At 53.9% G+C, this 25,376-nt stretch carries 20 protein-coding genes; 14 read left to right on the plus strand and 6 right to left on the minus strand.

What is annotated here, in order from left to right:
- The first annotated feature begins 83 nt into the window (after nucleotides 1-83).
- Both pepB and sseB read left to right on the plus strand, forming a co-directional pair.
- On the plus strand, nucleotides 84-1,382 hold the full coding sequence (gene pepB / locus SJI19_RS18255) for an aminopeptidase PepB (RefSeq protein WP_323479694.1): 1,299 nt from the start codon (nucleotides 84-86) through the stop codon (nucleotides 1,380-1,382).
- Nucleotides 1,383-1,559: 177 nt separating this feature from the next.
- Entirely contained in the window at nucleotides 1,560-2,366 is an 807-nt protein-coding gene (gene sseB, locus SJI19_RS18260) for an enhanced serine sensitivity protein SseB (RefSeq protein ID WP_323479695.1), read from the plus strand.
- A gap of 21 nt (nucleotides 2,367-2,387) precedes the next feature.
- Here sseB and sseA read toward each other — a convergent pair whose 3' ends face one another.
- Nucleotides 2,388-3,248: a 3-mercaptopyruvate sulfurtransferase gene (gene sseA / locus SJI19_RS18265; protein ID WP_323479696.1), complete on the minus strand. Its 861-nt coding sequence runs from the start codon at nucleotides 3,246-3,248 to the stop codon at nucleotides 2,388-2,390.
- Nucleotides 3,249-3,710: 462 nt separating this feature from the next.
- Between sseA and ndk the strand changes: the two genes are divergently transcribed.
- The 10 genes from ndk to SJI19_RS18315 all read left to right on the plus strand — a co-directional run bounded on the left by ndk (nucleotide 3,711) and on the right by SJI19_RS18315 (nucleotide 14,102).
- The gene (gene ndk, locus SJI19_RS18270) at nucleotides 3,711-4,142 is read left to right on the plus strand and encodes a nucleoside-diphosphate kinase (RefSeq protein ID WP_323479721.1); all 432 of its coding nucleotides are present in this window, start codon (nucleotides 3,711-3,713) and stop codon (nucleotides 4,140-4,142) included.
- A gap of 169 nt (nucleotides 4,143-4,311) precedes the next feature.
- Nucleotides 4,312-5,499, plus strand: coding sequence for a bifunctional tRNA (adenosine(37)-C2)-methyltransferase TrmG/ribosomal RNA large subunit methyltransferase RlmN (locus SJI19_RS18275; RefSeq protein ID WP_323479697.1), 1,188 nt, complete (start codon nucleotides 4,312-4,314; stop codon nucleotides 5,497-5,499).
- 495 nt (nucleotides 5,500-5,994) lie between these two features.
- Nucleotides 5,995-6,750: a type IV pilus biogenesis/stability protein PilW gene (gene pilW, locus SJI19_RS18280; RefSeq protein WP_323479722.1), complete on the plus strand. Its 756-nt coding sequence runs from the start codon at nucleotides 5,995-5,997 to the stop codon at nucleotides 6,748-6,750.
- Entirely contained in the window at nucleotides 6,740-7,750 is a 1,011-nt protein-coding gene (gene rodZ / locus SJI19_RS18285) for a cytoskeleton protein RodZ (protein WP_323479698.1), read from the plus strand. Before pilW ends, rodZ begins: the two co-directional genes overlap by 11 nt.
- Nucleotides 7,751-7,871: 121 nt before the next feature.
- Nucleotides 7,872-8,993 (plus strand): flavodoxin-dependent (E)-4-hydroxy-3-methylbut-2-enyl-diphosphate synthase, encoded by a 1,122-nt coding sequence (gene ispG, locus SJI19_RS18290; protein WP_323479699.1) that lies wholly within the window; start codon nucleotides 7,872-7,874, stop codon nucleotides 8,991-8,993.
- Nucleotides 8,994-9,016: 23 nt separating this feature from the next.
- Nucleotides 9,017-10,291 (plus strand): histidine--tRNA ligase, encoded by a 1,275-nt coding sequence (gene hisS, locus SJI19_RS18295; protein ID WP_323479700.1) that lies wholly within the window; start codon nucleotides 9,017-9,019, stop codon nucleotides 10,289-10,291.
- A 13-nt stretch (nucleotides 10,292-10,304) separates the two neighbouring features.
- Nucleotides 10,305-10,928 carry a YfgM family protein gene (locus SJI19_RS18300; RefSeq protein ID WP_323479701.1) on the plus strand — a complete coding sequence of 208 codons (624 nt, stop codon included), beginning with the start codon at nucleotides 10,305-10,307 and terminating at the stop codon, nucleotides 10,926-10,928.
- 10 nt (nucleotides 10,929-10,938) lie between these two features.
- Nucleotides 10,939-12,120 (plus strand): outer membrane protein assembly factor BamB, encoded by a 1,182-nt coding sequence (gene bamB / locus SJI19_RS18305; RefSeq protein ID WP_323479702.1) that lies wholly within the window; start codon nucleotides 10,939-10,941, stop codon nucleotides 12,118-12,120.
- A gap of 139 nt (nucleotides 12,121-12,259) precedes the next feature.
- Nucleotides 12,260-13,738 carry a ribosome biogenesis GTPase Der gene (gene der / locus SJI19_RS18310; RefSeq protein ID WP_323479703.1) on the plus strand — a complete coding sequence of 493 codons (1,479 nt, stop codon included), beginning with the start codon at nucleotides 12,260-12,262 and terminating at the stop codon, nucleotides 13,736-13,738.
- Nucleotides 13,739-13,880: 142 nt separating this feature from the next.
- On the plus strand, nucleotides 13,881-14,102 hold the full coding sequence (locus SJI19_RS18315; protein ID WP_323479704.1) for a zinc ribbon domain-containing protein: 222 nt from the start codon (nucleotides 13,881-13,883) through the stop codon (nucleotides 14,100-14,102).
- A gap of 22 nt (nucleotides 14,103-14,124) precedes the next feature.
- On the opposite strand, the gene SJI19_RS18320 is transcribed toward SJI19_RS18315, so the two are convergent.
- The 3 genes from SJI19_RS18320 to SJI19_RS18330 all read right to left on the minus strand — a co-directional run bounded on the left by SJI19_RS18320 (nucleotide 14,125) and on the right by SJI19_RS18330 (nucleotide 18,702).
- On the minus strand, nucleotides 14,125-14,466 hold the full coding sequence (locus SJI19_RS18320; RefSeq protein WP_323479705.1) for a protealysin inhibitor emfourin: 342 nt from the start codon (nucleotides 14,464-14,466) through the stop codon (nucleotides 14,125-14,127).
- An 18-nt stretch (nucleotides 14,467-14,484) separates the two neighbouring features.
- Entirely contained in the window at nucleotides 14,485-15,522 is a 1,038-nt protein-coding gene (locus SJI19_RS18325; RefSeq protein WP_323479723.1) for a M4 family metallopeptidase, read from the minus strand.
- 72 nt (nucleotides 15,523-15,594) lie between these two features.
- Complete coding sequence (locus tag SJI19_RS18330) at nucleotides 15,595-18,702, minus strand: beta-galactosidase (RefSeq protein WP_323479706.1); 3,108 nt, start codon at nucleotides 18,700-18,702, stop codon at nucleotides 15,595-15,597.
- Between the two features lie 358 nt (nucleotides 18,703-19,060).
- Here SJI19_RS18330 and SJI19_RS18335 point away from each other — a divergent pair, with 358 nt between their 5' ends.
- Complete coding sequence (locus SJI19_RS18335; RefSeq protein WP_323479707.1) at nucleotides 19,061-20,140, plus strand: LacI family DNA-binding transcriptional regulator; 1,080 nt, start codon at nucleotides 19,061-19,063, stop codon at nucleotides 20,138-20,140.
- 187 nt (nucleotides 20,141-20,327) lie between these two features.
- Here the strand turns inward: SJI19_RS18335 and mqo are convergent, their stop codons facing one another.
- Nucleotides 20,328-21,947, minus strand: a complete 1,620-nt coding sequence (mqo, locus tag SJI19_RS18340) for a malate dehydrogenase (quinone) (RefSeq protein WP_323479708.1) — start codon at nucleotides 21,945-21,947, stop codon at nucleotides 20,328-20,330.
- A gap of 611 nt (nucleotides 21,948-22,558) precedes the next feature.
- Between mqo and SJI19_RS18345 the strand changes: the two genes are divergently transcribed.
- On the plus strand, nucleotides 22,559-23,788 hold the full coding sequence (locus tag SJI19_RS18345; RefSeq protein ID WP_323479709.1) for an MFS transporter: 1,230 nt from the start codon (nucleotides 22,559-22,561) through the stop codon (nucleotides 23,786-23,788).
- 43 nt (nucleotides 23,789-23,831) lie between these two features.
- On the opposite strand, the gene xseA is transcribed toward SJI19_RS18345, so the two are convergent.
- On the minus strand, nucleotides 23,832-25,268 hold the full coding sequence (gene xseA / locus SJI19_RS18350) for an exodeoxyribonuclease VII large subunit (RefSeq protein WP_323479710.1): 1,437 nt from the start codon (nucleotides 25,266-25,268) through the stop codon (nucleotides 23,832-23,834).
- Nucleotides 25,269-25,376 lie beyond the last annotated feature (108 nt).

The raw sequence follows: 25,376 nt of genomic DNA on the forward strand, positions 1-25,376 counted from the left end.
GCAACCGGAAGTGTGACGGGTATATCCATTATTATTGCCCCGCTCAACGTCGCATTTTATAAAACAATTAACGGAGTCAAAAGATGACAACCGAAACGATGCTGGTCACGCTATCCACGGCGCCAGCCGACCCCCGGTGGGGCGAAAAAGCATTATTGACCGTTAACGATCGCGGTATGACAATTCATCTCAAGAGTGATAATCGACTTGTCAGTATCCAGCGCGCTGCTCGCAAGATTGACGGACAGGGAATCAAGCATGTCCAACTGGCGGGAGATGACTGGGATTTGGAAAGCTGCTGGTCTTTTTGGCAAGGTTTCCGTGGGCCGAAAGGGCAACGTCACGTGGAATGGCCGGTATTGGACGACGCAGCACGACGCGAGCTGGATAACCGACTGAAAATCATCGATTGGGTACGCCATACCATCAATACGCCGGCTGAAGAGTTGGGGCCAGAACAATTGGCGCAGCGTGCAGTGGATATGATGTGCTTTGCCTCGTGCGACGCGGTGAGTTACCGCATCACTAAAGCTGAAGATCTGCGCATCAGTAACTATATGGGCATTCATACTGTGGGACGCGGATCCGACCGTCAGCCGGTGTTACTGACGTTGGATTACAACCCCAGTGGCAACCAGGATGAGCCGGTAATGGCCTGTTTGGTGGGCAAAGGCATCACCTTTGATACCGGGGGTTATAGCCTAAAAGGCAGCGCCAATATGGATTCAATGAAATCCGATATGGGTGGTGCTGCGCTGGTGACTGGGGCATTGGCGCTGGCCATTACCCGCGGGCTGACCAAGCGTGTGCGACTTTATCTGTGCTGCGCCGACAATATGGTCAGTGGCAATGCGGTCAAGTTAGGCGATATTATTCGCTATCGTAACGGTAAAAGTGTGGAAGTCATGAATACCGACGCGGAAGGGCGTCTGGTTCTGGCGGATGGATTGATTGACGCCTCAGCGCAGCATCCACAAATTATCATCGATTGCGCTACCCTGACCGGGGCCGCCAAGACCGCGTTGGGCAATGATTATCATGCTATGTTCAGCTTTGACGATGCGCTGGCGAACGCGTTGCAACACAGTGCGGCTAAAGAGAACGAACCTTTTTGGCGTCTGCCGCTGGCTGAGTTTCATCGCGACCAGCTACCGTCCAACTTTGCCGATCTGAGCAATGTGGCGGGCGGTGCCTATAGCGCGGGTGCCAGTACCGCGGCCGGATTTTTGTCCCATTTTGTCGAGAATTACCGACAGGGATGGCTGCATATCGACTGTTCCGCTACCTATCGTAAGAGCGCGGTGGATCAGTGGTCAGCCGGGGCCACCGGATTGGGGGTGCGCACGCTGGCCAATCTATTGCTGGCCCAGGCGGCCAAGTAGTCTGTCATGATTGCGTTGGCAGTCTGAGCGCGCGAAAGTTGCCCCAAAGGTTTCACTTTCGCGCGTGTATCGTAGACGTCGGTCTGGACCCTGGTGTCTGACCGGGGCCTTAAAAAAGCTGCGTCCGCTTAAGCTGCTGGTTTGCGGCGGATGGGCACCATCAGCGGAAACATAACCATGAGTACAGATAACGCGCTAGAGCAGGCTCTCAAACTTGCCGCCAACGAACCGGCGCATCGCCCGGCATTTTTTAATGTATTGCTTGATTCTACGGTGTATGTCCTGGGCGACGCCGGCAGTAACTGGATTGCGGGTGCTGCGCGTCCAGAGGGTGATGAGCCCGTGACGCTTGAGCATTGGGAAAAACCCGATGGCAGCAGCGCTATCCCATTTTTTACCTCCATGGAAGCACTGCAGCAGGCACAGGGGCGGGGGGAGGGAAATAACGCGCCGCAGCCGTTTCTGGCGCTGCCGGCGCGTACGTTGTTTGCTATGACCGCGGGTGCAGAGCTGTTTCTTAATCCGAAGCTGCCCTATGGCAAGGAATTTGGGCCGGACGAAATCACCGCGCTGATGAGCTATGAAGGTGATGCGTTGACCGAGCGGACGATTCTGGAGGGGGAAACGCGGATCACCCTTAGCGAACCGCTGGAAAAACCAGCACAAATGATCGACTCTCTGACGCGCCTGTTTGCCGACGTTAAGCAGGTGCGTCGGGCATTTCTCGTGCAGGTGCGCGACCAACCCCAGGAGGAACCGCACTGGCTGATAGGTTTGCAGTGCGAACGGGATGAGGAGGCCGCCATTCAGGCTACGGGACGGGTTGCCACCGATACTGCCCCGGACGACCAGCCGGTGGATATCTGTCTGGTGGGAGAGGATGAGCCCGGCATCAGTCACTATTTCACCCATCATATTACGCCGTTCTACATGCGTAAGTGGGGCGGTTGGTTGCGTACCCTGAACGAGAGCACTCCAGGCTGATCGTTGCCTAGGTGTATATTATTAGGCTTCCTGTGCTGCGCCGGTTTGTATTGGCAGATCGTCGCGCGTTCCCCATTCGCTCCAGGACCCGTCGTAGAGCGTCACATCCGTTATCCCAAGGGCAGTAAGCGCCAGTACCACTACGGCGGCGGTGACGCCTGAACCGCAACTGGCTATCAGCGGCTGTGCGCGGTTCACTCCGGCTTGCGTCAATAATTCAACCAGCTCGTCATCGGATTTTAATCTTCCGTCCTGCACCAAATCGCTCCAGGGCAGATTGACACTGCCGGGAATATGGCCGCTGCGCATTCCTGGGCGCGGCTCCGGTGCCTGACCGCTAAAACGCGCCGCTGGGCGTGCATCAACGATCTGTGCCGAATGATCCGCAACCGTGCGCTGGATATCCGTCACGTTTTTGACTTTAGCAAGATCAAACACCCCCTGAAATGCCTGTGGCGCAACGGTTACCGCACCTTGATCCAGCGGCAGTCCAGCCTGTTGCCACCCCGCCAACCCACCGGCCAGTAATGACACCTGTTTAACGCCGGCAATGTGCAGCATCCACCAAACGCGGGGAGCAGAAAACAACGACCCGTCGTCATAGACCACCAGATGCTGGTGTTCACTGATGCCTAATTCACCCATGTCGCGTGCAAAATCCGCGTAGGGCGGCAGCATATGCGGCAGGGTGCTGTGGCCATCGCTGAGCGCTTCCACATCAAAAAATACCGCCCCAGGTAAATGTTCTTGTAAATACTGTTGCCGGATGTTTTGGGGGCCCTGATAACCGGCCGGCAGCATGCGTGCGTCGATGATTCGTACCAGCGGATCGGTGAGATGACTTTCCAGCCAACGTGGGGAGACAAATAAGGATGCGGTCATGATAGGGCTCCGGAATCAGTTCGGCCGGTCGCTTTCGCGGGCCAGCAACGGAAATAAGACATCATCGTCAGGGATTTTACGTTACCGGTCAAGGGGATCACCATCAACCAAGGTGCACTGAACAATCTGGTCGAATTGATGCCTTGCGCGCTTTTTGATGACCCCATTAATGTTAACGTCTTGCGCATAAAATGTCGATGTGCCAGTGGTTTATCCTTTCGGGGCAGCAGTAAAAAACAAATTCCGAGATTGAGCAGGATTTGTACTGGAATAAAACGCCTTTTTATGGAAAATGGAATAGCCCCTTGATAACTAGGGAATAAGATACATGTTTTTTTACCAAAATGTTGCGTTTGTGGTAGGCAAGCGTCTAGCAGATCCCTATAATCTGCGCCACTTAAACCGGTCGGTATAACATTCAATTAACCCGACCCCCCATTGCTGTGTAACATAGAGGTCATGATGACGGTAGAACGTACTTTATCCATTTTAAAACCCAATGCGGTGGCAAAGAATGCCATTGGCGCCATTTATGCTCGTTTTGAAAGCGCTGGTTTTACCCTCGTTGCAGCTAAAATGTTGCAACTGAGCCGTGAACAGGCTGAAGGATTTTATGCTGAGCATAAGGGCAAACCTTTTTTTGATGGACTGGTGGGTTTTATGATCTCCGGCCCCGTAATGGTTCAGGTACTGGAAGGCGAGAACGCGGTACACCGCAATCGCGACATCATGGGCGCCACTAATCCGGCTAACGCCCTCGCTGGAACCCTGCGTGCAGATTATGCCGACAGCTTCACCGAAAACGCGGTGCATGGCTCGGATGCGGTGGAATCCGCTGAGCGGGAAATCGCTTATTTCTTCAGTGAAGATGAAATTTGTCGCCGCACACGCTAAGCATCGCCGCAAAATTAATAAAAAAGCCGGGCTTATGCTTTTAAGCCACCCGCCTGTGCGCTAAAATCTATTTCTAATGCGCCCCGAATGAGCGTTAAACCGTACTCGGCCGGGGCATTTTATTATTTTCTCCACGCCATAACGTGTAACAACGAGGCATTCCTACATTATGTCATCTCCATTTATACCTGCCGTGCTGCCAGAAGCGACGCCAATTTCTGTTATCGACACCGCTCCTTCTACTGGTCAAAAACTGAACCTGCTGGATATGAACCGCCCGCAGATGCGTGAGTTTTTTGCCGGGATGGGTGAAAAACCTTTCCGCGCCGATCAGGTGATGAAATGGATGTATCACTACTGCTGTGATGATTTTGATCAGATGACCGACATCAACAAACATCTGCGCGCGCGGTTAAAGGCGGTGGCGGAAATTCGCGCCCCGGAAGTTGCCAGCGAGCAGCGTTCCACCGATGGCACTATCAAGTGGGCCATTCAGGTCGGTGGACAGCAGGTCGAAACCGTCTATATACCTGAAGATGACCGCGCTACTCTGTGCGTGTCCTCTCAGGTAGGCTGTGCGTTGCAATGTACTTTCTGCTCCACGGGACAGCAAGGATTCAACCGAAATCTGCGTGTGTCTGAAATCATCGGACAGGTTTGGCGTGCGGCGAAAATTATCGGTGCTGTCGGCATCTCCGGGCAGCGGCCGATCACCAATGTTGTCATGATGGGCATGGGTGAACCTCTGCTTAACCTTAACAACGTGGTGCCGGCTATGGAGATCATGCTGGACGATTTTGGTTTTGGCCTGTCCAAGCGCCGAGTGACCTTATCCACCTCTGGTGTAGTGCCAGCACTGGATAAGCTTGGAGAAATGATTGACGTGGCGCTGGCCATCTCGTTGCATGCGCCCAACGATGCCATTCGTGATGAAATCGTACCCATTAATAAAAAGTATAATATCGAGATGTTTTTAAGCTCGGTGCGCCGTTACCTGGATAAATCCAATGCCAATCAAGGGCGGGTCACGGTGGAATACGTTATGCTGGATCATATCAACGACGGCACTGAACATGCGCACCAGTTGGCTGAATGCCTAAAGGATACGCCGTGTAAAATTAATCTTATTCCGTGGAACCCCTTTCCTGGCGCCCCTTATGGCCGTAGCTCCAATAGCCGCGTCGATCGGTTTTCCAAGGTATTGATGGAATATGGTTTTACCACTATTGTGCGTAAGACCCGCGGTGACGATATAGATGCTGCTTGTGGCCAGTTAGCGGGTGAGGTGATCGATCGTACCAAAAGAACGTTGCGTATACGCGAAGCCGGCGCAACCATCGACGTCAAAACCGTTTGATGATTGGCGGCGTAGCCAAAGCCAACGCACCTGCGGCGCGAAAGATGAAGGTTTACCCAAAAGATTTCGGGTTGCAGGCAGGCGGCAAGGGAGAGCATCCCGATGAGCTTACAGAGTGATTCGGGTGAACGACAAATCTGCCGGGAGCAGATTTGAACGCTGCTTGCAGCGGCCCCAAAGGGGCGAGGCTCATGGATGAGCCGAGTAACGCAGCCAACGCACCTGCGGCGCGAAAGATGAAGGTTTACCCAAAAGATTTCGGGTTGCAGGCAGGCGGCAAGGGAGAGCATCCCGATGAGCTTACACAGGTAAGTGATTCGGGTGAACGAGTGCAGCCAACGCACCTGCGGCGCGAAAGATGAAGGTTTACCCAAAAGATTTCGGGTTGCAGGCAGGCGGCAAGGGAGAGCATCCCGATGAGCTTACACAGGTAAGTGATTCGGGTGAACGAGTGCAGCCAACGCACCTGCGGCGCGAAAGATGAAGGGTATGGGCATGATGCTGAGTCGGTTAAGTAGAGTCACCCTAGTCGTATTAGTGGTTTTTTTGAATGGATGTGCGAGTAACAAGCAGCAAACCGATGTTTCTTCTCAGTCGGCGCAAACCCGGTTGCAGTTGGGTATGGAGTATTTGGCGGCCAATAATCTTGATGCGGCGCGGCAAAATCTTGACAAGGCTGTTAAAGGCGCACCGGATGATTATCGTACTCAACTGGGCATGGCGTTATATGAACAACGGGTCGGTGAAAACGCCGCAGCGCAGAATAGATATCGGTTGGCGCTGAAATTGGCGCCGCAAAACGGCACAGTCCTAAATAATTACGGTGCGTTTTTATGTAGTTTAGGGCAGTATGTACCGGCACAACAACAGTTTGTCGCTGCTGCTCAGGCCGCAGATTATGGTCTGGTTGCCGACAGTCTGGAAAATGCCGGTTATTGTTTTTATAAAGCAGGCAAGAACGACGAAGCGCGCAAGTTACTGAGTCGTGCGTTGAAATACGATCCGGAAAAAGGCGTGACTTTGCTGGCGGAAGCTGACCGGAAATTTAGTGAAGGGAAAGGCGACAAAGCACAATTATTATTGAATGTTTATCAGCATATACTTCCAGCCAGCGCTGAAAGTTTATGGTTACAGATTCGTTTCGCTGCGTTAGCGGGACGCCAGAATGACGTAAAACGTTATGGCGCACGGCTTGCGCGAAGTTTTCCACACTCTAAACAGTACCAGCAGTTCCTAGCTAATGAATACTGAAGCCCTCCAAGATCAAACAGCAGCAACGACGACAGGTACTCGCCTGCGTCAGGCCCGTGAACAAATGGGCTTAAGCCAGCAGGCCGTGGCGGAACGCCTGTGCCTGAAAGTGACAACCGTAAGGGAGATAGAAGAGGATAAGGCCAACCCAAATTTGGCGTCGACGTTTTTACGTGGATATATCCGCTCCTATGCCCGTTTGGTCCATGTCTCCGAAGAAGAGCTATTGCCGATGATGGCAAAACAGGCGCCTATCCGCGCCTCGAAAGTGGCTCCTATGCAGAGTTTTTCCTTAGGGAAAACACGCAAAAAACGAGACGGCTGGCTGATGGGGTTCACCTGGCTTATTTTATTCGTGGTCATCGGTCTGACCGGCGCCTGGTGGTGGCAAAATCACCAGGCCCAGCAGAAAGATATTACCGATATGGCTGATCAATCCTCTAACCGGCTACCGGGTTCGGATAGCAATAATAACGCCGCCATCTCCCTGAACGGCGGTGACGGTGCCTCAGTGGAGGATGCTGGCCAACCCACGGACAGTGAAAATGGCACCGCAGCGGTTAATCCGCCGTCAACCGGGGCTGAGCCAAGCTCGGGGTCTGTGCAGCAAGGCACGAATGTTCCACTCAACACCCATACCGCTAGCAGCACCACCACTAGCGGCACTACCGCAGGCACACCGGCCCCCACGCCGGCACCTGCACCAACCCCAACCACGGAGCCTCAGCCCACGACTGCGTCAGCTGAAACCGGCTCCGATGGCTTGGTAATGAATTTTACCGCAGACTGCTGGCTGGAAGTGACGGACGATACTGGCAAGAAGCTGTTCAGCGGTACGCAACACAATGGCGGTAAGTTGGATTTGTCTGGCAAGGCGCCGTATAAATTGAAAATTGGCGCTCCGGCGGCGGTTAAAATCGAATTCCAGGGCAAACAGGTTGATCTCAGCCGGTATGTCAGATCTAACCAGGTTGCGCGATTTACGATAGCCGCCAACTAAGCGACTGTCCGGCAATCATGGAGAGAATCCTATGCATAATAAACACCCATCAGCCGCCGCAAATATTTACGAAAATTAGCCGCCGATTTGGCGGCTGTTCGGCAATTATGGAGAAAATCTGATGCATAATAAAGCACCCATCAACCGTCGGAAATCAACACGAATTTACGTCGGCAAGGTGCCCATTGGTGATGGTGCGCCAATTGCCGTGCAGTCGATGACCAACACCCGAACCACCGACGTTGACGCGACCGTGAGGCAAATTCAGGCCCTTGAACGCGTCGGGGCTGATATCGTGCGAGTGTCCGTACCCACTATGGACGCCGCGGACGCTTTTCGGCTGATCAAACAGCAGGTGAACGTCCCGCTGGTGGCCGATATCCATTTTGATTACCGCATTGCGCTAAAAGTAGCGGAATACGGCGTTGACTGCCTGCGCATTAATCCAGGTAATATCGGCAGCGAGGCGCGCATTCGTTCGGTAGTGGATTGCGCGCGCGATAAAAATATTCCCATTCGGATCGGGGTTAACGCGGGGTCGCTAGAGCGGGATATCCAGGAACGCTATGGCGAACCCACGCCTGAAGCCTTGCTGGAGTCGGCCATGCGACACGTGGATATTTTACAGCGTCTCAATTTTGATCAGTTCAAGGTGAGCGTGAAAGCGTCCGATGTCTTCTTGGCGGTTGAATCCTACCGTTTGCTGGCTTCGCGCATCGAACAACCCCTGCACCTCGGTATCACCGAAGCGGGCGGGGCACGAAGCGGTTCAGTGAAATCCGCCATTGGTTTGGGGTTGCTGCTCAGTGAGGGGATTGGGGACACGCTGAGGATTTCCTTGGCCGCTGACCCGGTAGAAGAGGTGAAGGTCGGTTTTGATATTCTCAAATCCTTGCGCATTCGGGCACGCGGTATCAATTTCATCGCCTGCCCAACCTGCTCGCGCCAGGAGTTCGACGTTATCGGTACCGTTAACGCGCTTGAACAACGGCTTGAAGATATTATTACCCCGATGGATATTTCCATCATTGGCTGTGTAGTCAATGGACCGGGGGAAGCGCTGGTGTCAACCATCGGTGTTACTGGCGGTCATAATAAAAGCGGTTTCTATGAGGATGGCGTGCGCCAGCGGGAGCGCTTTGACAACGAGCAAATGATCGATCAGCTCGAAGCGAAAATTCGCGCCAAGGCCGCCATGCTTGATGAAACCAATCGTATCGTCGTCAATTTGATTGATAAGTAATTAAAAACGCAAAGAGAATCGACATGGCAAACAATATCCAGGCTATCCGTGGCATGAATGACTATTTGCCGACGGATACCGCCATTTGGCAGCGTATCGAAGGCGTGCTCAAAAACGTATTGGCCGGCTATGGCTACAGTGAAATTCGCATTCCGCTGGTTGAGTCCACTCCGCTGTTTAAACGCGCCATTGGTGAAGTGACCGATGTCGTGGAAAAAGAGATGTACACCTTCGACGATCGCAACGGCGAAAGCCTGACGCTGCGACCGGAAGGCACGGCAGGATGTGTGCGTGCCGGTATTGAACATGGCCTGTTTTATAATCAGGAACAGCGTCTGTGGTATATCGGCCCGATGTTTCGCTACGAACGCCCGCAAAAAGGGCGCTACCGCCAGTTTCATCAGATGGGCGTTGAGGTCTTTGGCCTGATGGGACCGGATATCGACGCGGAGTTGATTTTACTCACCGCCCGTATGTGGCGGGCGCTGGGGATTGATGGAGATGTTGCGCTGGAGCTCAATTCCATTGGGTCCCTTGAGGCCCGAGCCCGTTATCGTGATGCGTTGGTGGCTTTTCTTGAGCAACACAAGGACCAACTGGATGACGATTGTCGGCGGCGCATGTACAGTAATCCGTTGCGGGTTCTTGATACCAAGAACCCTGAAATCCAGGTTTTGCTAAATGCTGCGCCGGTGTTAACTGATTATCTTGATGATGAATCTCAGCAGCACTTTGACGGACTGTGTGAACTTTTAGCGCTTGCTGGCATCCCATATACGGTTAATCCGCGTTTGGTTCGTGGTCTGGACTATTACAACCGCACGGTATTTGAATGGGTGACCACCAGCCTTGGCGCACAGGGTACCGTTTGCGCCGGTGGCCGCTATGATGGATTGGTGGAACAACTTGGCGGGCGTGCCACGCCGGGTGTGGGTTTTGCAATGGGCCTGGAGCGCCTGGTACTGCTGGTGCAGGCGGTGAATCCAGACTTTACGCCTAAAGCAGCGGTGGATGTCTATCTGATCGCTTCTGGAACCGATACTCTCGGTGCGGCTATGGCGTTGGCGGAGCGCATTCGCGACGCCATGCCCGAATTGCGTCTCATGACCAACCACGGCGGTGGTAATTTTAAAAAGCAGTTCGGCCGAGCCGATAAATGGGGCGCCAGACTGGCTCTGGTGCTCGGTGAGGACGAAATTGCCACGCAACGGGTGGTGGTAAAGAATCTGGCCACGGGCGACCAGGAGTCGCTGGCACAAAGCGATATAGCGGCGCGCCTGGCATCGATATTAGGTTAAGGAGAAGGACACCGTGGAAGTCTACAGTTCGGAAAACGAACAACGTGAAGCGCTTGGCCAGTTTTTAGCCGATAACGGTAAAGCGTTGGTTATCGGCGTGGTCATCGGTATTGCCGCGTTGGTGGGCTGGCGTTATTGGCATAACCATCAAAACGACAGCATGCTGGCCTCGTCGGCATCATGGCAGCAGGTTAATACGGCGCTGACCAAGGACACCGGTCAAAAGAGCGTTGATGCCGCGCAGAAATTCGCGGATGAGAACCATAACAATTATGGTGCGCTGACCGCTATGGATCTGGCGCGTTATTATGTGGATAAAGGCAATTTCACCGCAGCAGAACAGCAGTTGGCAAAGGCGTTAACCCAGACCAAGGAAGAAAATCTCCAGGCGCTGATTAACATCCGGCTGGCACGCGTGCAGTTACAGACGAAAAATGTCGATGCCGCGCTAAAAACCCTGGGCAATATTACGCATGCAGGGTGGTCGGCTTTAGTAGAGGATGCCCGTGGCGACGCGCAGGTCATCAAAGGCAACAACCAAGCGGCGCGTGACGCGTATGAAAAAGCGCTTAAAGCGAACCCGCCTCAGGCATTACAAGCCTTGTTGCGCATGAAACTGAACAACCTGGCCAGCTAAGAGGGACCCCATGCAATTGCGTAAAACATTTTTTGTAGGACTGATTTCCATTGCCTTGCTCAGTGGTTGTTCATTATTTAGCGGTGAGGAAGATGTGGTTACCATGTCTGCGCTGCCTAAGGTGGATAATCAATTTCAGCCTACTGAAGTTTGGAGTCGTTCGGTCGGTGACGGCACGGGTGCTTTTTACTCCAACCTACATCCAGCCTGGCAAGATAACCGGGTGTTTGCTGCCGATCGCCACGGTGTAGTAAAAGCCATGGATATTGATACCGGCAAAGAGATCTGGTCGGTGGATCTGTCGGAAAAAACCGGTTTTTTCTCCAGTAACCTGCCAGCACTGCTGTCTGGCGGCCTGGCGGTTGCCAATGGACACGTTTTTATCGGCAGTGAAAAGGCCCAGGTCTATTCTCTAAATGCTGAAGATGGCACTGTCGCCTGGCAGACCAAAGTGGCGGGGGAAGCCCTGTCGACGCCGGTTATCAGCGACGGCCTGGTACTGGTGCATACCAGCAATGGCATGTTGCAGGGACTCGACGAAACGGATGGCACGGTTAAGTGGACCGTTAATTTGGATATGCCAGCGCTTACGCTGCGTGGCGAGTCGGCACCTACACCCGCGTTTGGTGCGGCGATCGTCGGTGGCGATAATGGCCGTGTCAGCGCAGTGATGATGAAGCAAGGCCAGATGATTTGGCAGCAGCGTATTTCAAAGCCTAGCGGCGCGACCGAAATCGCCCGCCTGGACGACGTGAATATGACGCCGGTTGTGGTCAACAACGTGGTGTATGCGCTTGCTTATAATGGCGATCTGGCGGCACTGGATCTCCGGTCTGGCCAAATTATCTGGAAGCGTGAAGTCGGCTCGGTGAACGACATTATCGTTGACGGTGGCCGCATTTATGTGGTGGATCAAAATGATCGCCTGGTGGCGTTTGATACACAGGGCGGTGTGGAAATCTGGCGTCAAAGTGAGCTATTGCACCGTAACTTAACCGCGCCGGTATTGTTCGACGGCTACATCGTAGTCGGCGATGCCGAAGGTTATCTCCATTGGATGAATACCACCGATGGCCGTTTTGTGACGCAACAAAAAGTTGATAGTTCGGGCTTGCAGAGCACACCTGTCGTAGCCGGTGGTAAACTGTTGGTACAGTCGAAAAACGGTGAGGTTTACGCCTTTACCCGCTAGTTTCCTTACCACGCCGCCGCCGAAGGTTTGCGCGAGCGGGCCATTAACGGCTCCTGACATGTTCAGGAGCCGTTTTGTCTTATATAATCAGCTTTGTTTATATGCTGAATAATTAAAATTACCTGATGAGGTTGTAACAATGATACCTGTCGTCGCGCTAGTCGGGCGCCCGAACGTAGGAAAATCCACCCTGTTTAATCGATTAACGCGGACTCGCGACGCGTTGGTGGCGGATTTCCCCGGGCTGACGCGTGACCGCAAGTACGGTCGTGCGGAATGGGAAGGCCATGAATTTATTGTTGTTGATACCGGCGGTATCGACGGCACCGAAGACGGCGTCGAAACCCGCATGGCCGGCCAGTCGCTGGTGGCCATTGAAGAAGCGGACATTGTGCTGTTCATGGTTGACGGTCGCGCTGGCATGATGGCGGCCGACCAGGGCATAGCCAAACATCTGCGTAGCCGTAAGAAGACCACGGTAGTTGTGGCCAATAAAACCGATGGCATCGATGCTGAAAGTGCGGTGGGCGATTTTTATTCCCTTGGGCTGGGTGAAGTTTTTGCCATTGCCGCTTCCCATGGCCGTGGTGTTAACGGGCTGATGGAACATGTATTGCAGCCGCTGATTGAGGACGAAGCTCCCGCCGAGAAGATTGAATACCCTGGTATGGAGCCTTGGACCGATGAGGACGACGAGGATTACCAAATTCCCCCCGATGAAGAGGAGGAGTTCGATCCACAGTCTTTGCCGATCAAGCTGGCTATTGTCGGTCGTCCCAACGTGGGCAAATCCACCTTGACCAATCGGATCCTGGGTGAGGATCGTGTCGTGGTGTTTGACATGCCGGGCACTACCCGCGACAGCATCTATATTCCGATGGTGCGTGATGAGCGGGAATATATCCTCATCGATACCGCCGGGGTGCGCAAGCGCGGTAAAATCTCCGAAACGGTGGAGAAATTTTCGGTGATCAAAACGTTGCAGGCGATTGAAGACGCTAACGTTGTTCTGCTGATTATCGACGCCCGTGAAGGTATCTCCGATCAAGATCTCTCCCTTTTGGGTTTTATCCTTAATAGCGGACGTTCGTTGGTCATCGCAGTCAACAAATGGGACGGATTGACGCAGGAAACCAAGGATGAGGTTAAAGAAACGCTGGATATGCGCCTGGGCTTTATCGATTTTGCGCGGGTGCACTTTATCTCGGCGTTGCATGGCAGCGGCGTGGGCAACCTGTTTGAATCCGTGAATGAAGCCTACCGCTGTTCAACGAAACGTATCAATACCTCAATGCTGACCAAGATCATGTTGATGGCAGTGGAAGAACATCAACCACCATTGGTGCGTGGCCGACGGGTAAAACCCAAATATGCCCATGCTGGTGGATATAACCCGCCGATTGTGGTGATTCACGGGACTCAAGTTAAAAGCCTGCCCGATTCGTATAAACGTTACTTGATGAACTATTTCCGCCGCTCGTTAGAAATCATGGGTACACCGATCCGGATACAGTTCAATGAAGGAACCAATCCCTTTGCCGGCCGGCACAATACCTTGACGCCTAATCAGATGCGTAAACGTAAGCGTTTGATAAGCCATATCAAAAAGAGCAAATAAGTCTTACACCGGTGAGCATGTTTGGTCGGCTGGAGGGTTCTCAAGGATGAGAGCCGTTATCACATGCCTGGGAATACGCAAGGCTTGACGGTGTGTTACGATGTTGACCATCATGCCAGCAGCATGTGAACAGGAGAATTCTATGGAAATGCGATGCCCGGTTTGCCAATCTCCGCTGCAATCGCACGATGATCATGTCTATTGTGACCATTGTCAGCGACGTTACCAGCAGTTGGCGCTTTGCCCGGATTGTAGTAAACCGCTTGATGTGCTTAAAGCTTGCGGCGCGGTGGATTATTTTTGTTCCCATGGCGACGGCCTTATTTCTAAACGGCGGGTTAATCTGTTGTATGCCCCACTGTAAACCCCGCGTCGACACGCTTAACCTACTCCAATCTGCCTTTTTTCCATAACATCGCCAATTCAGGTGGTGCGCTGCTTTCCGGTACCACAATTTCGAATTCTGGCGGCAAGTGCCGTGCGGGATCTTGTCCTAAAATCAAAATACGATAAAACCGCTGATCGCCGCGTCCGGCACTGGGGCCGCTGTCAGCGGCTGCCTGTGATGCCATGGGATTAATCAGTGCACACAGGCGTTCGCGTTGCGTCAACGGGAGATCACACCAGGCGACCCGTTGGTGTACGTTAAACGCCGGTATAAAGGCCAGCCCCCCCTCGCGGGTCACGTCAAGTACCGTATGTTCATCTAATGGGGATAACAACATCATGTCATGCCTCCGAAACCGCTATTTGGCTTTGGCTAACACACCGACCTGCCGCCAAGCGTCGGTAACAGCGGCGGCAGTGTCATCGGAAAAAAGTGCACTGGCATGCTTAACGGTCAGATGGGCGAAGGCGGCGAAATCGGCGTTTTGCTTTAGGCCATTATCGCATATTGTGGCATACCAGATGTTACCGGCTTTCTCCCAAGCATTGCCCCCTAATACCATGGCTGTCAGATAAAATGCTCGGTTGGGAATGCCGGAATTAAGGTGCACACCGCCGTTATCTTCACGGGTATGCACAAATCCGTCCATATCGGCCGGTTGCGGATCCTTGCCCAAGACCGGATCGTCGTAAGCCGTGCCCGGCGCCGACATCGAACGAAGGCCTTTGCCCTTGATGCCCGCGGCTAACAAACCTTCACCGATAATCCAATCAGCCTGGTCGGCGGTCTGGCGCAAGTGAAACTGCTTTACCAGCGAGCCAAACACATCCGACATGGATTCATTTAACGCGCCGGATTGTTCAAAGTAGACTAAATTGGCTTCGGATTCCGTCACCCCATGGGTCAACTCATGAGCCACTACGTCAATGGCGATGGTAAAACGGTTAAAAATTTCACCGTCGCCATCGCCAAATACCATTTGCTCACCGTTCCAGAAGGCATTTTGATAAGCGCTACCGTAATGTACGCTACCGGTTAATGGCAGTCCCTTATCATCAAGGGAGTTACGATGGAAAATCTGCCAATAAAAGTCGTAGGTTACGCCTAAATAATCATACGCCTCATTGGCGGCGACATCCGACACTGCCGGTTGGCTTTCCTTGCGTAGCAGCGTACCGGGCAAATTCATGGTATTGCGCGCATCATAAATAGCACGCTCGGCCTTGCCAGCCTGTTCTGCCGCCTGATAGCGGATGGGCAGGGGATTATGGCCCATCAAGGCGTGAACATGAGTTAGAGTATGTTGTGCATAACGCCGTTGATGTTCACTGCCCTTTTCGATAATCCGTCGTAGAATATAAGGCGGGATAACGCATTGATAACGTGAAGTATAGATACCCACAAGCGCCTCTTAATGTTAATAATTAACATATAAAGTATAACTCACTTCGCGGCGACAGCCAGGGCGCTACTCCCGCCGCCAACTCAGCGTATAACGGTACTCGCGCTGGTTGAGCAGATACTCTGGATGTACACTGGGACTCCATGAGTCATCACCGCCCACACCCATATGCTGGGCATCAAGGTGCAGCCAGAGTCCGGTTTCCGGTTTTAACGTATGCCAATGGGTGGCATTGGTGAGCTGGCCCGTGCTGTAGGGGCTGACGGAAAAATGGAATTCGCCGTCGATTTGCCAATCCGCTACCGACAGGTGCCGGGTATCACAGCGCAAGCCATTTTCACTCGGGAAGATATAAGGGGTAAACATCTGCGACACCGGCAGTTGCCAGCGGGAAAATAGCGCCGAGGCACAGCGATCTGGATAGTTTTCATGTGGCCCTAAACCCAGCCAATCTACCGTCTGCGGCGTGTCCGCAAGCTGGCAAACCACCCCGACGCGCGGCAGGGGCGGCAGGCTCGGTGATACGCTTACCTGGATATCGGTCTCCAGGTGCCCGGAGCTGTCGATGGTGATAAGCCACACGCTCTGAATGAGCAGCGTATCGCGAGAGTAATAGCCCTGTACCGATCGTAATATCACCCGATCCGCCAACTGCTCCGCCCGCAGGGAAAGGCAGCGACGGTTAAGATCAAACAGACCGGCGGCACGCCAGCGCTCAACCCAAGCCTTTGGATCGATCCTATCTGCTTCACTAACACCAATATCGTTATCCAGCGGCGCGCGGATAAACTGATCGGTGAGTGCCGCATTCAGTCCTGGCACGTCGTCACGATACCACTGGACGAGCAGACCGCTGTGTTTATCCACGATCCAGCGCTGTGTACCCTGGCGCACGCTAAATGCCTGGTCATTTTCCTCCAGTACAGGCGCCTTCCCCGGGGGTGGATCGATGAGTCGCGGCGTGATAATACCGCTCTCCAGTGGCCATTGTTGCCATGCTACCCGGTGTCCGGGCGGTGACCAGGGGGTGGCTTGCGGCTGCTCGACGCTGACCTGCAAATAGAGTGCCCCTGGCCGGTCCGGCTGTGGCAAGCTGTCGCATAGGGTCAGTTCGATGGTGTGTTGTGGTTTCAGGACGAGCCGTATTTCCCCGCGTTGCACGGTGATACCTTCGCACGCCAACGACCAGTGCATGACCTCATTGTCGCAGGTGCGAAACAGATATTCACTGGTGATCTTTATGCGCAGCGGCTGGCTCTCCAGCAGTTGGAACTGAAAATATTGCTGCTGCTGTTTGACCTCTACCATGGCCGGGTGTGGCGTGCGATCGGGGAATACCAGACCGTTCAGACAGAACTGGCGATCGTTGGGTTGATCACCAAAGTCACCACCATATGCCCAATGGGTTTTGCCATCGGTGCCGGTGAGGTCCAGTGCCTGATCGGCCCAATCCCAGATAAACCCGCCCTGCAAACGCGGATATTGCCGAAAAGCATGCCAGTAATCGGCAAAACCACCCAGACTGTTGCCCATGGCGTGGGCATATTCACACAGGATCAGTGGCCGATGTTCTTCTGGCAGGCCAATCCATTTTTTGATTGACCATTTTGGTACCGCCGCAAAGGGCTGATCCTGGTCCACCCTGGCATACATCGGGCAGATAATATCGGTAGCACGGCTGTTGGCACCGCCACCTTCATATTGCACCGGGCGGCTGGGATCGCGGGTTTTCACCCATTGGTATAATGCGTCATGGGTGGCGCCATGACCGGATTCATTGCCCAGCGACCAGATAATAATACTGGCATGGTTGCCATTGCATTGCACCATGCGGGTCACCCGTTCGCTAAAGGCGGCAAACCACTGCGGATCGTCCGCCAGCCGACTCATGGGTTCCATGCCGTGGGTTTCGATATTGGCTTCATCCACCACATATAACCCGTACTGGTCACATAAGCGATACCACAGCGGATGGTTGGGATAGTGCGAACAGCGGACCGCATTGAAATTATTTTGTTTCATCAACACAATATCCTGGCGCATGGTCTCGGCATCCATCACCTGACCACGGCCGGGATGATGTTCATGCCGGTTAACGCCGCGGATCAACAAGGGTTGACCGTTTAACCGCAGTAGACCCTGCTTCACTTCAACCTGGCGGAAACCGACATCATAAGCCTCCACCTCCACCGTGCGGTTTTCGCCGTCGCGCAGGACCACTACCACCCGATATAAATCGGGCGTTTCGGCGCTCCATAGCCGTGGGGACGATACCGGGATCGCGACATTTACCCGCTCAGCATAACGACCACGTTCGTCGATAATCGCTGTGCCCAGCGGGCAGCGCTGAGTTGCCACCGTTTGCCCCTCTCGCCATAATGAGATGTCGAGAGTATGGTTTGTCGCCGCCGCTGGAGGGACTACCGCCACGGCGACCTCAAGGGTAGCATCAGTGAAAAGCGCATCCAGATGGGTGTGGATTTGGATATCACCAAAACCGACCTGCGGTTTATGCAACAGCGAAACGGAGCGAAAAATGCCGCTCATGCGCCACATATCTTGATCTTCGAGATAGCTGCCATCGCACCAGCGCAACACCATGACACAAAGCCGGTTGGCACCCGAATGCAAATACGCCGTCAGATCAAACTCCGCCGGCAGCCGGCTATCTTGGGAATAACCCACCCAAACGCCATTGCACCACAGATAAAACGCCGAGTTCACGCCATTAAAAATAATCCGGGTTTGGCCATCATTGAGCCATGCTTGCGGGATGCTGATATCGCGGGAATAGCACCCGGTCGGGTTACGATCGGGCACCCATGGTGGATTGACCGGTATCGGATATTTTACGTTGGTATAGATGGGCTGGTCATAACCCGCCAGTTGCCAATTTGACGGTACGGTAATATTTTCCGTCGCGGGTAAATCCTCTTGCAACCAGCTTTCGGGTACCGCCTGGGGGCGTGGGTGATAGCTAAAACCCCACTCGCCATCGAGCGACTGCAGGTTTGGGCTGATCTCGTCAATGCGCGCTGATTCCGCGTCCTGCCAACTGTGAAAGGGCGCATGGGCCGCCAGTCGATGGTAATGGGTCACGGCAGGATTTTGCCAATCCTCGCGTGATAGGACGGTACGTAAAGAGGACAAGATGGCAGGGCGCAAGTGAGACATAGTCTACCTTTAGCCGCGAGGCGGCGGTTAATCGGATTCGGTTTGAGCGCAATGTTATCCGCTCACATATTGTAATATTGAAGGATATAGTGTCATCTTAGCAATGCCGAACGGCAAATAATATGACCCAGTAAGCAAATATCTATGCCAATATTGCAATGCTCGGTGTGCTTTTTGTTATGATGTGAGCGCATAACTTACAGTGTGCCTGCATGTCGTATCATGTCGTGTTATGTAGTGACATGTAGCGTGCCTGTGTGAGGACGGCTATCAGATAATGCCCTCCCGTTAACGGCATGGCAAAAGGGCTGGATGATTGCCGCCACGAGAGGTTTGATGGACTGTCGGGAGAGACGTATTGAAACCAAAAAACGCCACATTGGATGATGTGGCCCGCCGGGCCGGCGTGTCTTACCAAACGGTATCCAGAGTTCTTAACCAATCGGCCCATGTTACCGACGCCACCCGGGCTAAGGTGGCGGACGCTATCCGAGCGCTCAACTATGTGCCTAATCGTATGGCCCAGCAGTTGGCGGGCAAGCGCGGATTTACGCTGGGGCTGGTGACCATATCACTGGGGCTGCACGCCCCGGCGCAAATTGCCTCTGCGTTAAAATATTACGCCAGCCAGCAGGGATTTAACGTGCTGATTGCACTGGCCGATGGCGACGCGGGCGGGGGATTGCAACGGGCGCTGGATGAGTTGCAGGCGCAACGGGTGGATGGCGTGATGTTGAACCTGCCGCTGGACGCGCAACAGGCGCAGCAGGTCGCTGCAGATAACCCGCGCTTGCCCTGTTTATTTCTAGACGTCCCGCCCAGCGTGCAGGTATTCCATGTGATTTTTAACCCTAACGATGGGACACGGGCCAGCGTAGAGCATTTATACCGGCAGGGGCACCGCAGCTTCGGACTGTTGTCTGGACCGCTCGCGTCGGTTTCTGCCCGACTGCGTTTAGAAAGTTGGCAACGGACGCTACAGGAGTATGGTTTAGCGCCGGCGATATGCCGCCAGGGGGATTGGAGCGCCCAAAGCGGCTATCATTGTACCCTGGAGATGACCCGTAACCCGGATGCCTTTACCGCGCTGCTGGTAGGGAATGATCAGATGGCGCTTGGCGCGCTAAGTGCGCTACAACAGTTGCGGCTTGACGTACCGGCGAGGATATCGCTTATTGGTTATGATGATACCCGTGATAGTGCTTTTTTCCTGCCGTCGCTCACCACGGTTTCTCAGGATTTTGACTGTCTGGGTCGGGAAGCGGTGAATCGGCTGGTGGCTTATATTAATGACGGCCCTCGCCAGGGGGCGCAATCGCTGGTTTTACCTACCCAACTGGTTATTCGCGGTTCCACTGCCAAACCGGGTACTGGCCATGAAAATCATCTGCAGCTGGCGGAACGGTTGCAGCAGATCGCCGCGCAATTACGGCGCTAATTGCGCTCATATCAAGGAAACAGGGTTTCGCCCACAAAGAGAGTGCCGATCGCGGCTGGGATGCGTCAGCGGCCCACTTGAGCCGCTGCATTACCTGTCATATGTCATCGCCGGTGCCTGGGCCACCACCCGAAATAGAGTGGTTATTGCGCTATGGGCGCCGATGCTGGTTTATGCGCGCCGGCGGTTAGATGACTTTCGACAGGTTGTTCCAGTGTTCAGCACCGGTGCCATTATCCCCCAGCCCTGATTCACGGTAGGCCAATTGCAGAATGTCGCAGGTGTAGGCCCGAATCTTATTGGTCATTTCGACACTGCCGTCCAGGGTTTGACCATAAGAGGGGATCATCTCACGCAGCTTATCGCGCCAGGCATCGCTAGCCGCACGTTCCTTGAACATGCTCGCCAACAGTTCCAGCATGATGGGCGCGGCAGTGGAGGCGCCAGGCGACGCACCCAACAGCGCAGCCAGTGTGCCGTCGGCCGAGCTGACCATTTCCGTGCCGAACTGTAAAATGCCCCCTTTGATCGGATCTTTTTTAATGATTTGTACCCGTTGGCCGGCATCCATAAGTTCCCAGTCCTCGATCTCGGCTTGCGGGTAATATTCTCGCAGCGCCTCCAGGCGTTTTGGGGGCGACATGAGTGCTTGTTCCACCAAATAACCCACCAGGCCGAAATTGTCCAGACCAACACGCAGCATGGGTAGCAGGTTCTGCCAGGTCAAAGAACCGAACAGATCCAGCCAGGAACCGCGCTTAAGAAATTTACTGCTAAAGGTGGCATAGGGGCCGAACAGCAGGGTTCGTTTGCCATCCAGCATGCGGGTATCAATATGCGGCACCGACATTGGCGGCGCGCCCACCGACGCCTTACCATATACTTTGGCCAAATGACCGTTAACTACCTCGGGACGGGTACTGACCAGAAACTTGCCACCGACCGGGAAACCGGCATAGATACGGGCTTCGGGAATGCCGGATTTTTGCAACAAACGCAGCGAAGCACCGCCGGCGCCGATAAACACATAACGCGCCCGCACTGAGGTTTGTTTCCCCTGGTTGGCCAAATCGGCCACCTTTACCGTCCAGGTATTGTCAGCATTGCGGCTGATATCAACCACCTCATGCTGCAGATGCAAATTGATATTGTCATGCTTGTCCAGTGCGCTGAGCATTTGATGGGTCAATTCGCCAAAATTGACATCGGTGCCCATGGCCATATGGGTCGCGGCCACTTTCTGGAAAGGTTTACGCCCTTCCATGATCATCGGCGCCCACTGTTTGATTTGATGGCTGTCTTCTGAATACTCCATGCCATGGAATAGCGTACTTTGCTGTAGCGCGGTGTAGCGTTTGCGCAGGTAATTCACGTCCTCTTCCCCCCAGACAAAACTCATATGGGGAACGTTATTGATAAAGGTCTTGGGATCGCCCAATATCCGGTTTTTAACCAGATAGGCCCAAAATTGACGGGATATTTCATACGACTCGTTGACCGATACCGCCTTGGTGATATCGATAGAGCCGTCTGCCTGCTGCGGTGTATAGTTTAATTCACAAAACGCCGCATGCCCGGTACCGGCGTTATTCCAGCCATTGGAGCTCTCTTCAGCGGTTTTATCCAGCCGCTCGTACATATTGATGGTCCAGTCGGGTTCCAGTTCCTTAATGTAGGTCCCAAGCGTGGCGCTCATGACGCCGCCCCCAATAAGGACAACATCCACTGGGGCGTTATTCGCAGCCTTTTGCTGTTGGGCTGACGCCAACAAATTCATGCAAAGGGATGCGATGAAATGCTCTTTCATGCGCAGTGTCTCTATGTAAGAAATTAAGTCTCTACACAAAAGCTTTCGGGTTGCAGACCGGCGACAAAGGCGTGACGTCCCGATGAACTTATCTAAGTAAGTGATTCGGGTTACCACGTGTAGCCAACGTATCTGCAATTTGAAAGATGGAGTGTATACCGCAGGGCAATATTATTGAGATTGCTTTTAACCCAATACTGTCTGCTATTACTTTTCGATTCTATTAGCCGACAGCGGCTAAGTAAACTAAAAAGTGATGTTACTGTCCGGTTAAGATATACATTACTTATGGATGTTAAATTATTGAAAATAAATAATTTTTTCTTTTATCCTTTGATATTTTTACTTTTCATTAACAAGTGGTTACCGTCTTTTTATCATAGCTAAAAGGATAATTAAAGTGTTATCTACGTGATATTCGCCATTTCACCACCGTATCGTCTTTAATACCAAAATAAATAGCAGCTCGTGGTTTCGCCATTTTTTTTGTGCCCGGCAGAAGTTGTTTTTATGTCGAGTAGATTGATATTATTTCTGCTTCTTTGATGCGTTGCGTCCTGAAAAAAATAAATTTTCCGTGTTTCGTATTTGGCCAGCGAAAGGAGTCATCAATGCTCAGTGCCACCCCTGCCGCCTTGGTCGATGGCAACCGCTACTGGCAGCGAAATTTAGCGGTCTGCGTGTTTGGCTCGTTTACGACCATCATTGCGATGACGCTACTGCTGCCATTTCTTCCGCTATATATTGAGCAACTGGGGGTGACCCACCCTGCGGCCATCAGCCAATGGTCGGGCCTGGCCTATGGGGCGACATTTTTTAGCGCCGCGCTGACCGCGCCGCTGTGGGGGCGTTTAGGGGATCGCTACGGCCGCAAGCTGATGTTGATCCGCGCAAGTTTGGGCATGGCCATTGCCATGACGCTACTGGGCATGGCGCACAGCGTGGGGCAACTGGTGGCGCTACGTCTGCTGGCTGGCCTGTTGGGGGGTTATGCGTCCGGTTCCATGATCCTGGTGGCGACGCAGACCCCTAAGGCTCGCACCGGCTGGGCGTTAGGGGTACTGTCCTCGGGTATTATGGCGGGCAATGTTATCGGGCCGTTGATTGGCGGTACTCTGCCGCCATTGATCGGGATCCGTGCCACCTTTATTGTCGCAGGTGCGGTGATCTTTATCTCTTTTCTGGTCACCACCTTCCTGCTTAAAGAGGAACCGGGATCCGGTGCTCGGCGAGCGAGCGTGTCAACTGCTGGCAACGTCATCGGCTTTAGCCAGCCGGTGGTGGCGATGCTGGTGACCGGAACCCTGCTGATGGTTGCCAATATGTCTATCGAGCCGATTATTACGCTGTATGTGGCGCAATGGGTCGCGTCTTCCCATGTGACCTTGGTGGCGGGCCTCACCATGGCCAGTGCTGCCCTGGGCAGCATTATCTCTGCGTCCTGGCTAGGACGTCTGGCGGATCGCGTTGGCTCATGGAACGTGATCATCGGCTGTCTGTTGGCGGCGTCACTGCTGTTAATCCCCCAGGCCTTGGTTACCCAGGGATGGCAACTGGTGGTGCTGCGCTTTTTCATGGGCCTGGCCCTGGGAGGATTGCTTCCCTGTATCGCCAGCGTGATTCGTCATAACGTGCCGGATAACATCGCCGGTAAGATGTTAGGTTATTCGACGTCCGCTCAGTATCTGGGCCAGGTGGTGGGCCCACTGATGGGTGGCATGATTGGCGGACATTTTGGTATGCGGCCGGTGTTTTTCGGCACCTGCGTGCTGCTGCTGATCGGTGCCGGTTATAACTGGCTGGCGCGCGTTAACGCGGATGCATTCAAGGTCAATTCATAGCGCCTGGTAGCAAGGCTAAGGTGAGTGCGTGGTGGCGGTGAACTTATTTCGCGCCCCGGGGCGACGGCAACGCAGCCGGTGTTACGGTCATCACCTGGCTGTCCACCCAACCGTCGGTCAAACGGGTGGTCAGCCGGTCACCGGTTTTCACCTGCACAGTTTGCCGGATCAGGGCGCCCGAGGCGTTGGTAGTGACGCTAAAGCCGCGCGCCAGGGTTTTAAGCGGGCTGACCGCCTCCAACTGCGAACACAACCTACCGAACGACTGCTGCCGTTGGTTTAACTGGCGATTCATTCCCTGCTGCAATTGATAACCCAACTCCTGCAGCCGCCCTTGCTGGTTTAAGGGGGCGGCGATGCTTTGCTGCAGGCGGTAGCGCAGGCTTTGCAACTGCTGCTGCGCGCGGCTGATGCGTGCAGCGGGTGCCTGCTGATGCAAGCGCTGAAGTGTGCGTTCATGGCGGCGTTGCGCCAGGCGCAACTGCCCCTGTAGGTTATCATCCAGGCGGCGGCGTAACTTGATGAGCGCGGTTTGCTGACGAGCCAGGCGCAGATGGGGATGCTGCTGCTGCAAACGGTGCTGGAGACGGGTAAAGGCCTGTAGCCGCTGCGCCAGATAATAATCCAGCGCCATTTCCAGACGCTGGCGCTGCGACTGGATTTGTCGCACCAGTTCCAATTGATTGCGACTGACCAGTTCCGCTGCGGCAGAAGGGGTCGGTGCGCGCAAATCGGCGACGAAGTCGGCAATGGTGATATCGGTTTCATGGCCAACGGCGCTGACCACCGGCAAGATGCTGGCAAATATTGCCCGAGCGACCCGTTCATCGTTAAAGCTCCATAAGTCTTCCAGCGATCCACCACCCCGGCCGACGATCAGCACATCGCATTCGCCACGCCGATTGGCGTTTTCAATCGCCCGGACGATCTGCGCCGGCGCGTCCAGCCCCTGCACTGGGGTGGGGTATATCACCACCGGTAGCGACGGGTCGCGCCGGCGCAAAATATTCAGAATATCGTGCAGCGCCGCGCCGCTGGCGGAGGTGATCACGCCTACTTTGCGGGCTGGGCTGGGCAATGGCTGCTTATGGATTTGGTCAAAAAGTCCTTCGGCGGACAGGCGCGCTTTAAGCAGCTCAAACTGCTGCTGCAGCAAACCGTCGCCGGCAGGTTGCATACTTTCGGCAATCAGCTGATAGTCGCCGCGCGGTTCATACAGCGTCAACGCCGCGCGCACCAGCACCTGTTGACCGTTACGCGGCGCAAAAGTGACCCGCCGGTTGCTGTTACGAAACATGGCGCAGCGCACCTGAGCCCGGTCATCCTTGAGGGTAAAATACCAGTGGCCAGACGCGGGCTGTGAAAAGTTGGAGATTTCGCCGGTAAGCCTGACCTGGCCCATTTCGCCTTCCAGCAGTTCTCGTACCGCCTGGTTAAGACGGGAGACGGTAAAAATCAGCGCGGTAGGGGGTATGGACATGTGAGCCAGATCAACTTCCTAAAACAAAGGTTAATCGGTTGATATTACTTATCGTGTCGCGGTTATCAAGCATTTTTTTTAAAAAGTGCTGGAGGCAATCGGTTACGT

It is taken from the genome of Acerihabitans sp. TG2 (assembly GCF_035013185.1).
Classification (GTDB): Bacteria; Pseudomonadota; Gammaproteobacteria; order Enterobacterales; family Enterobacteriaceae; genus Acerihabitans.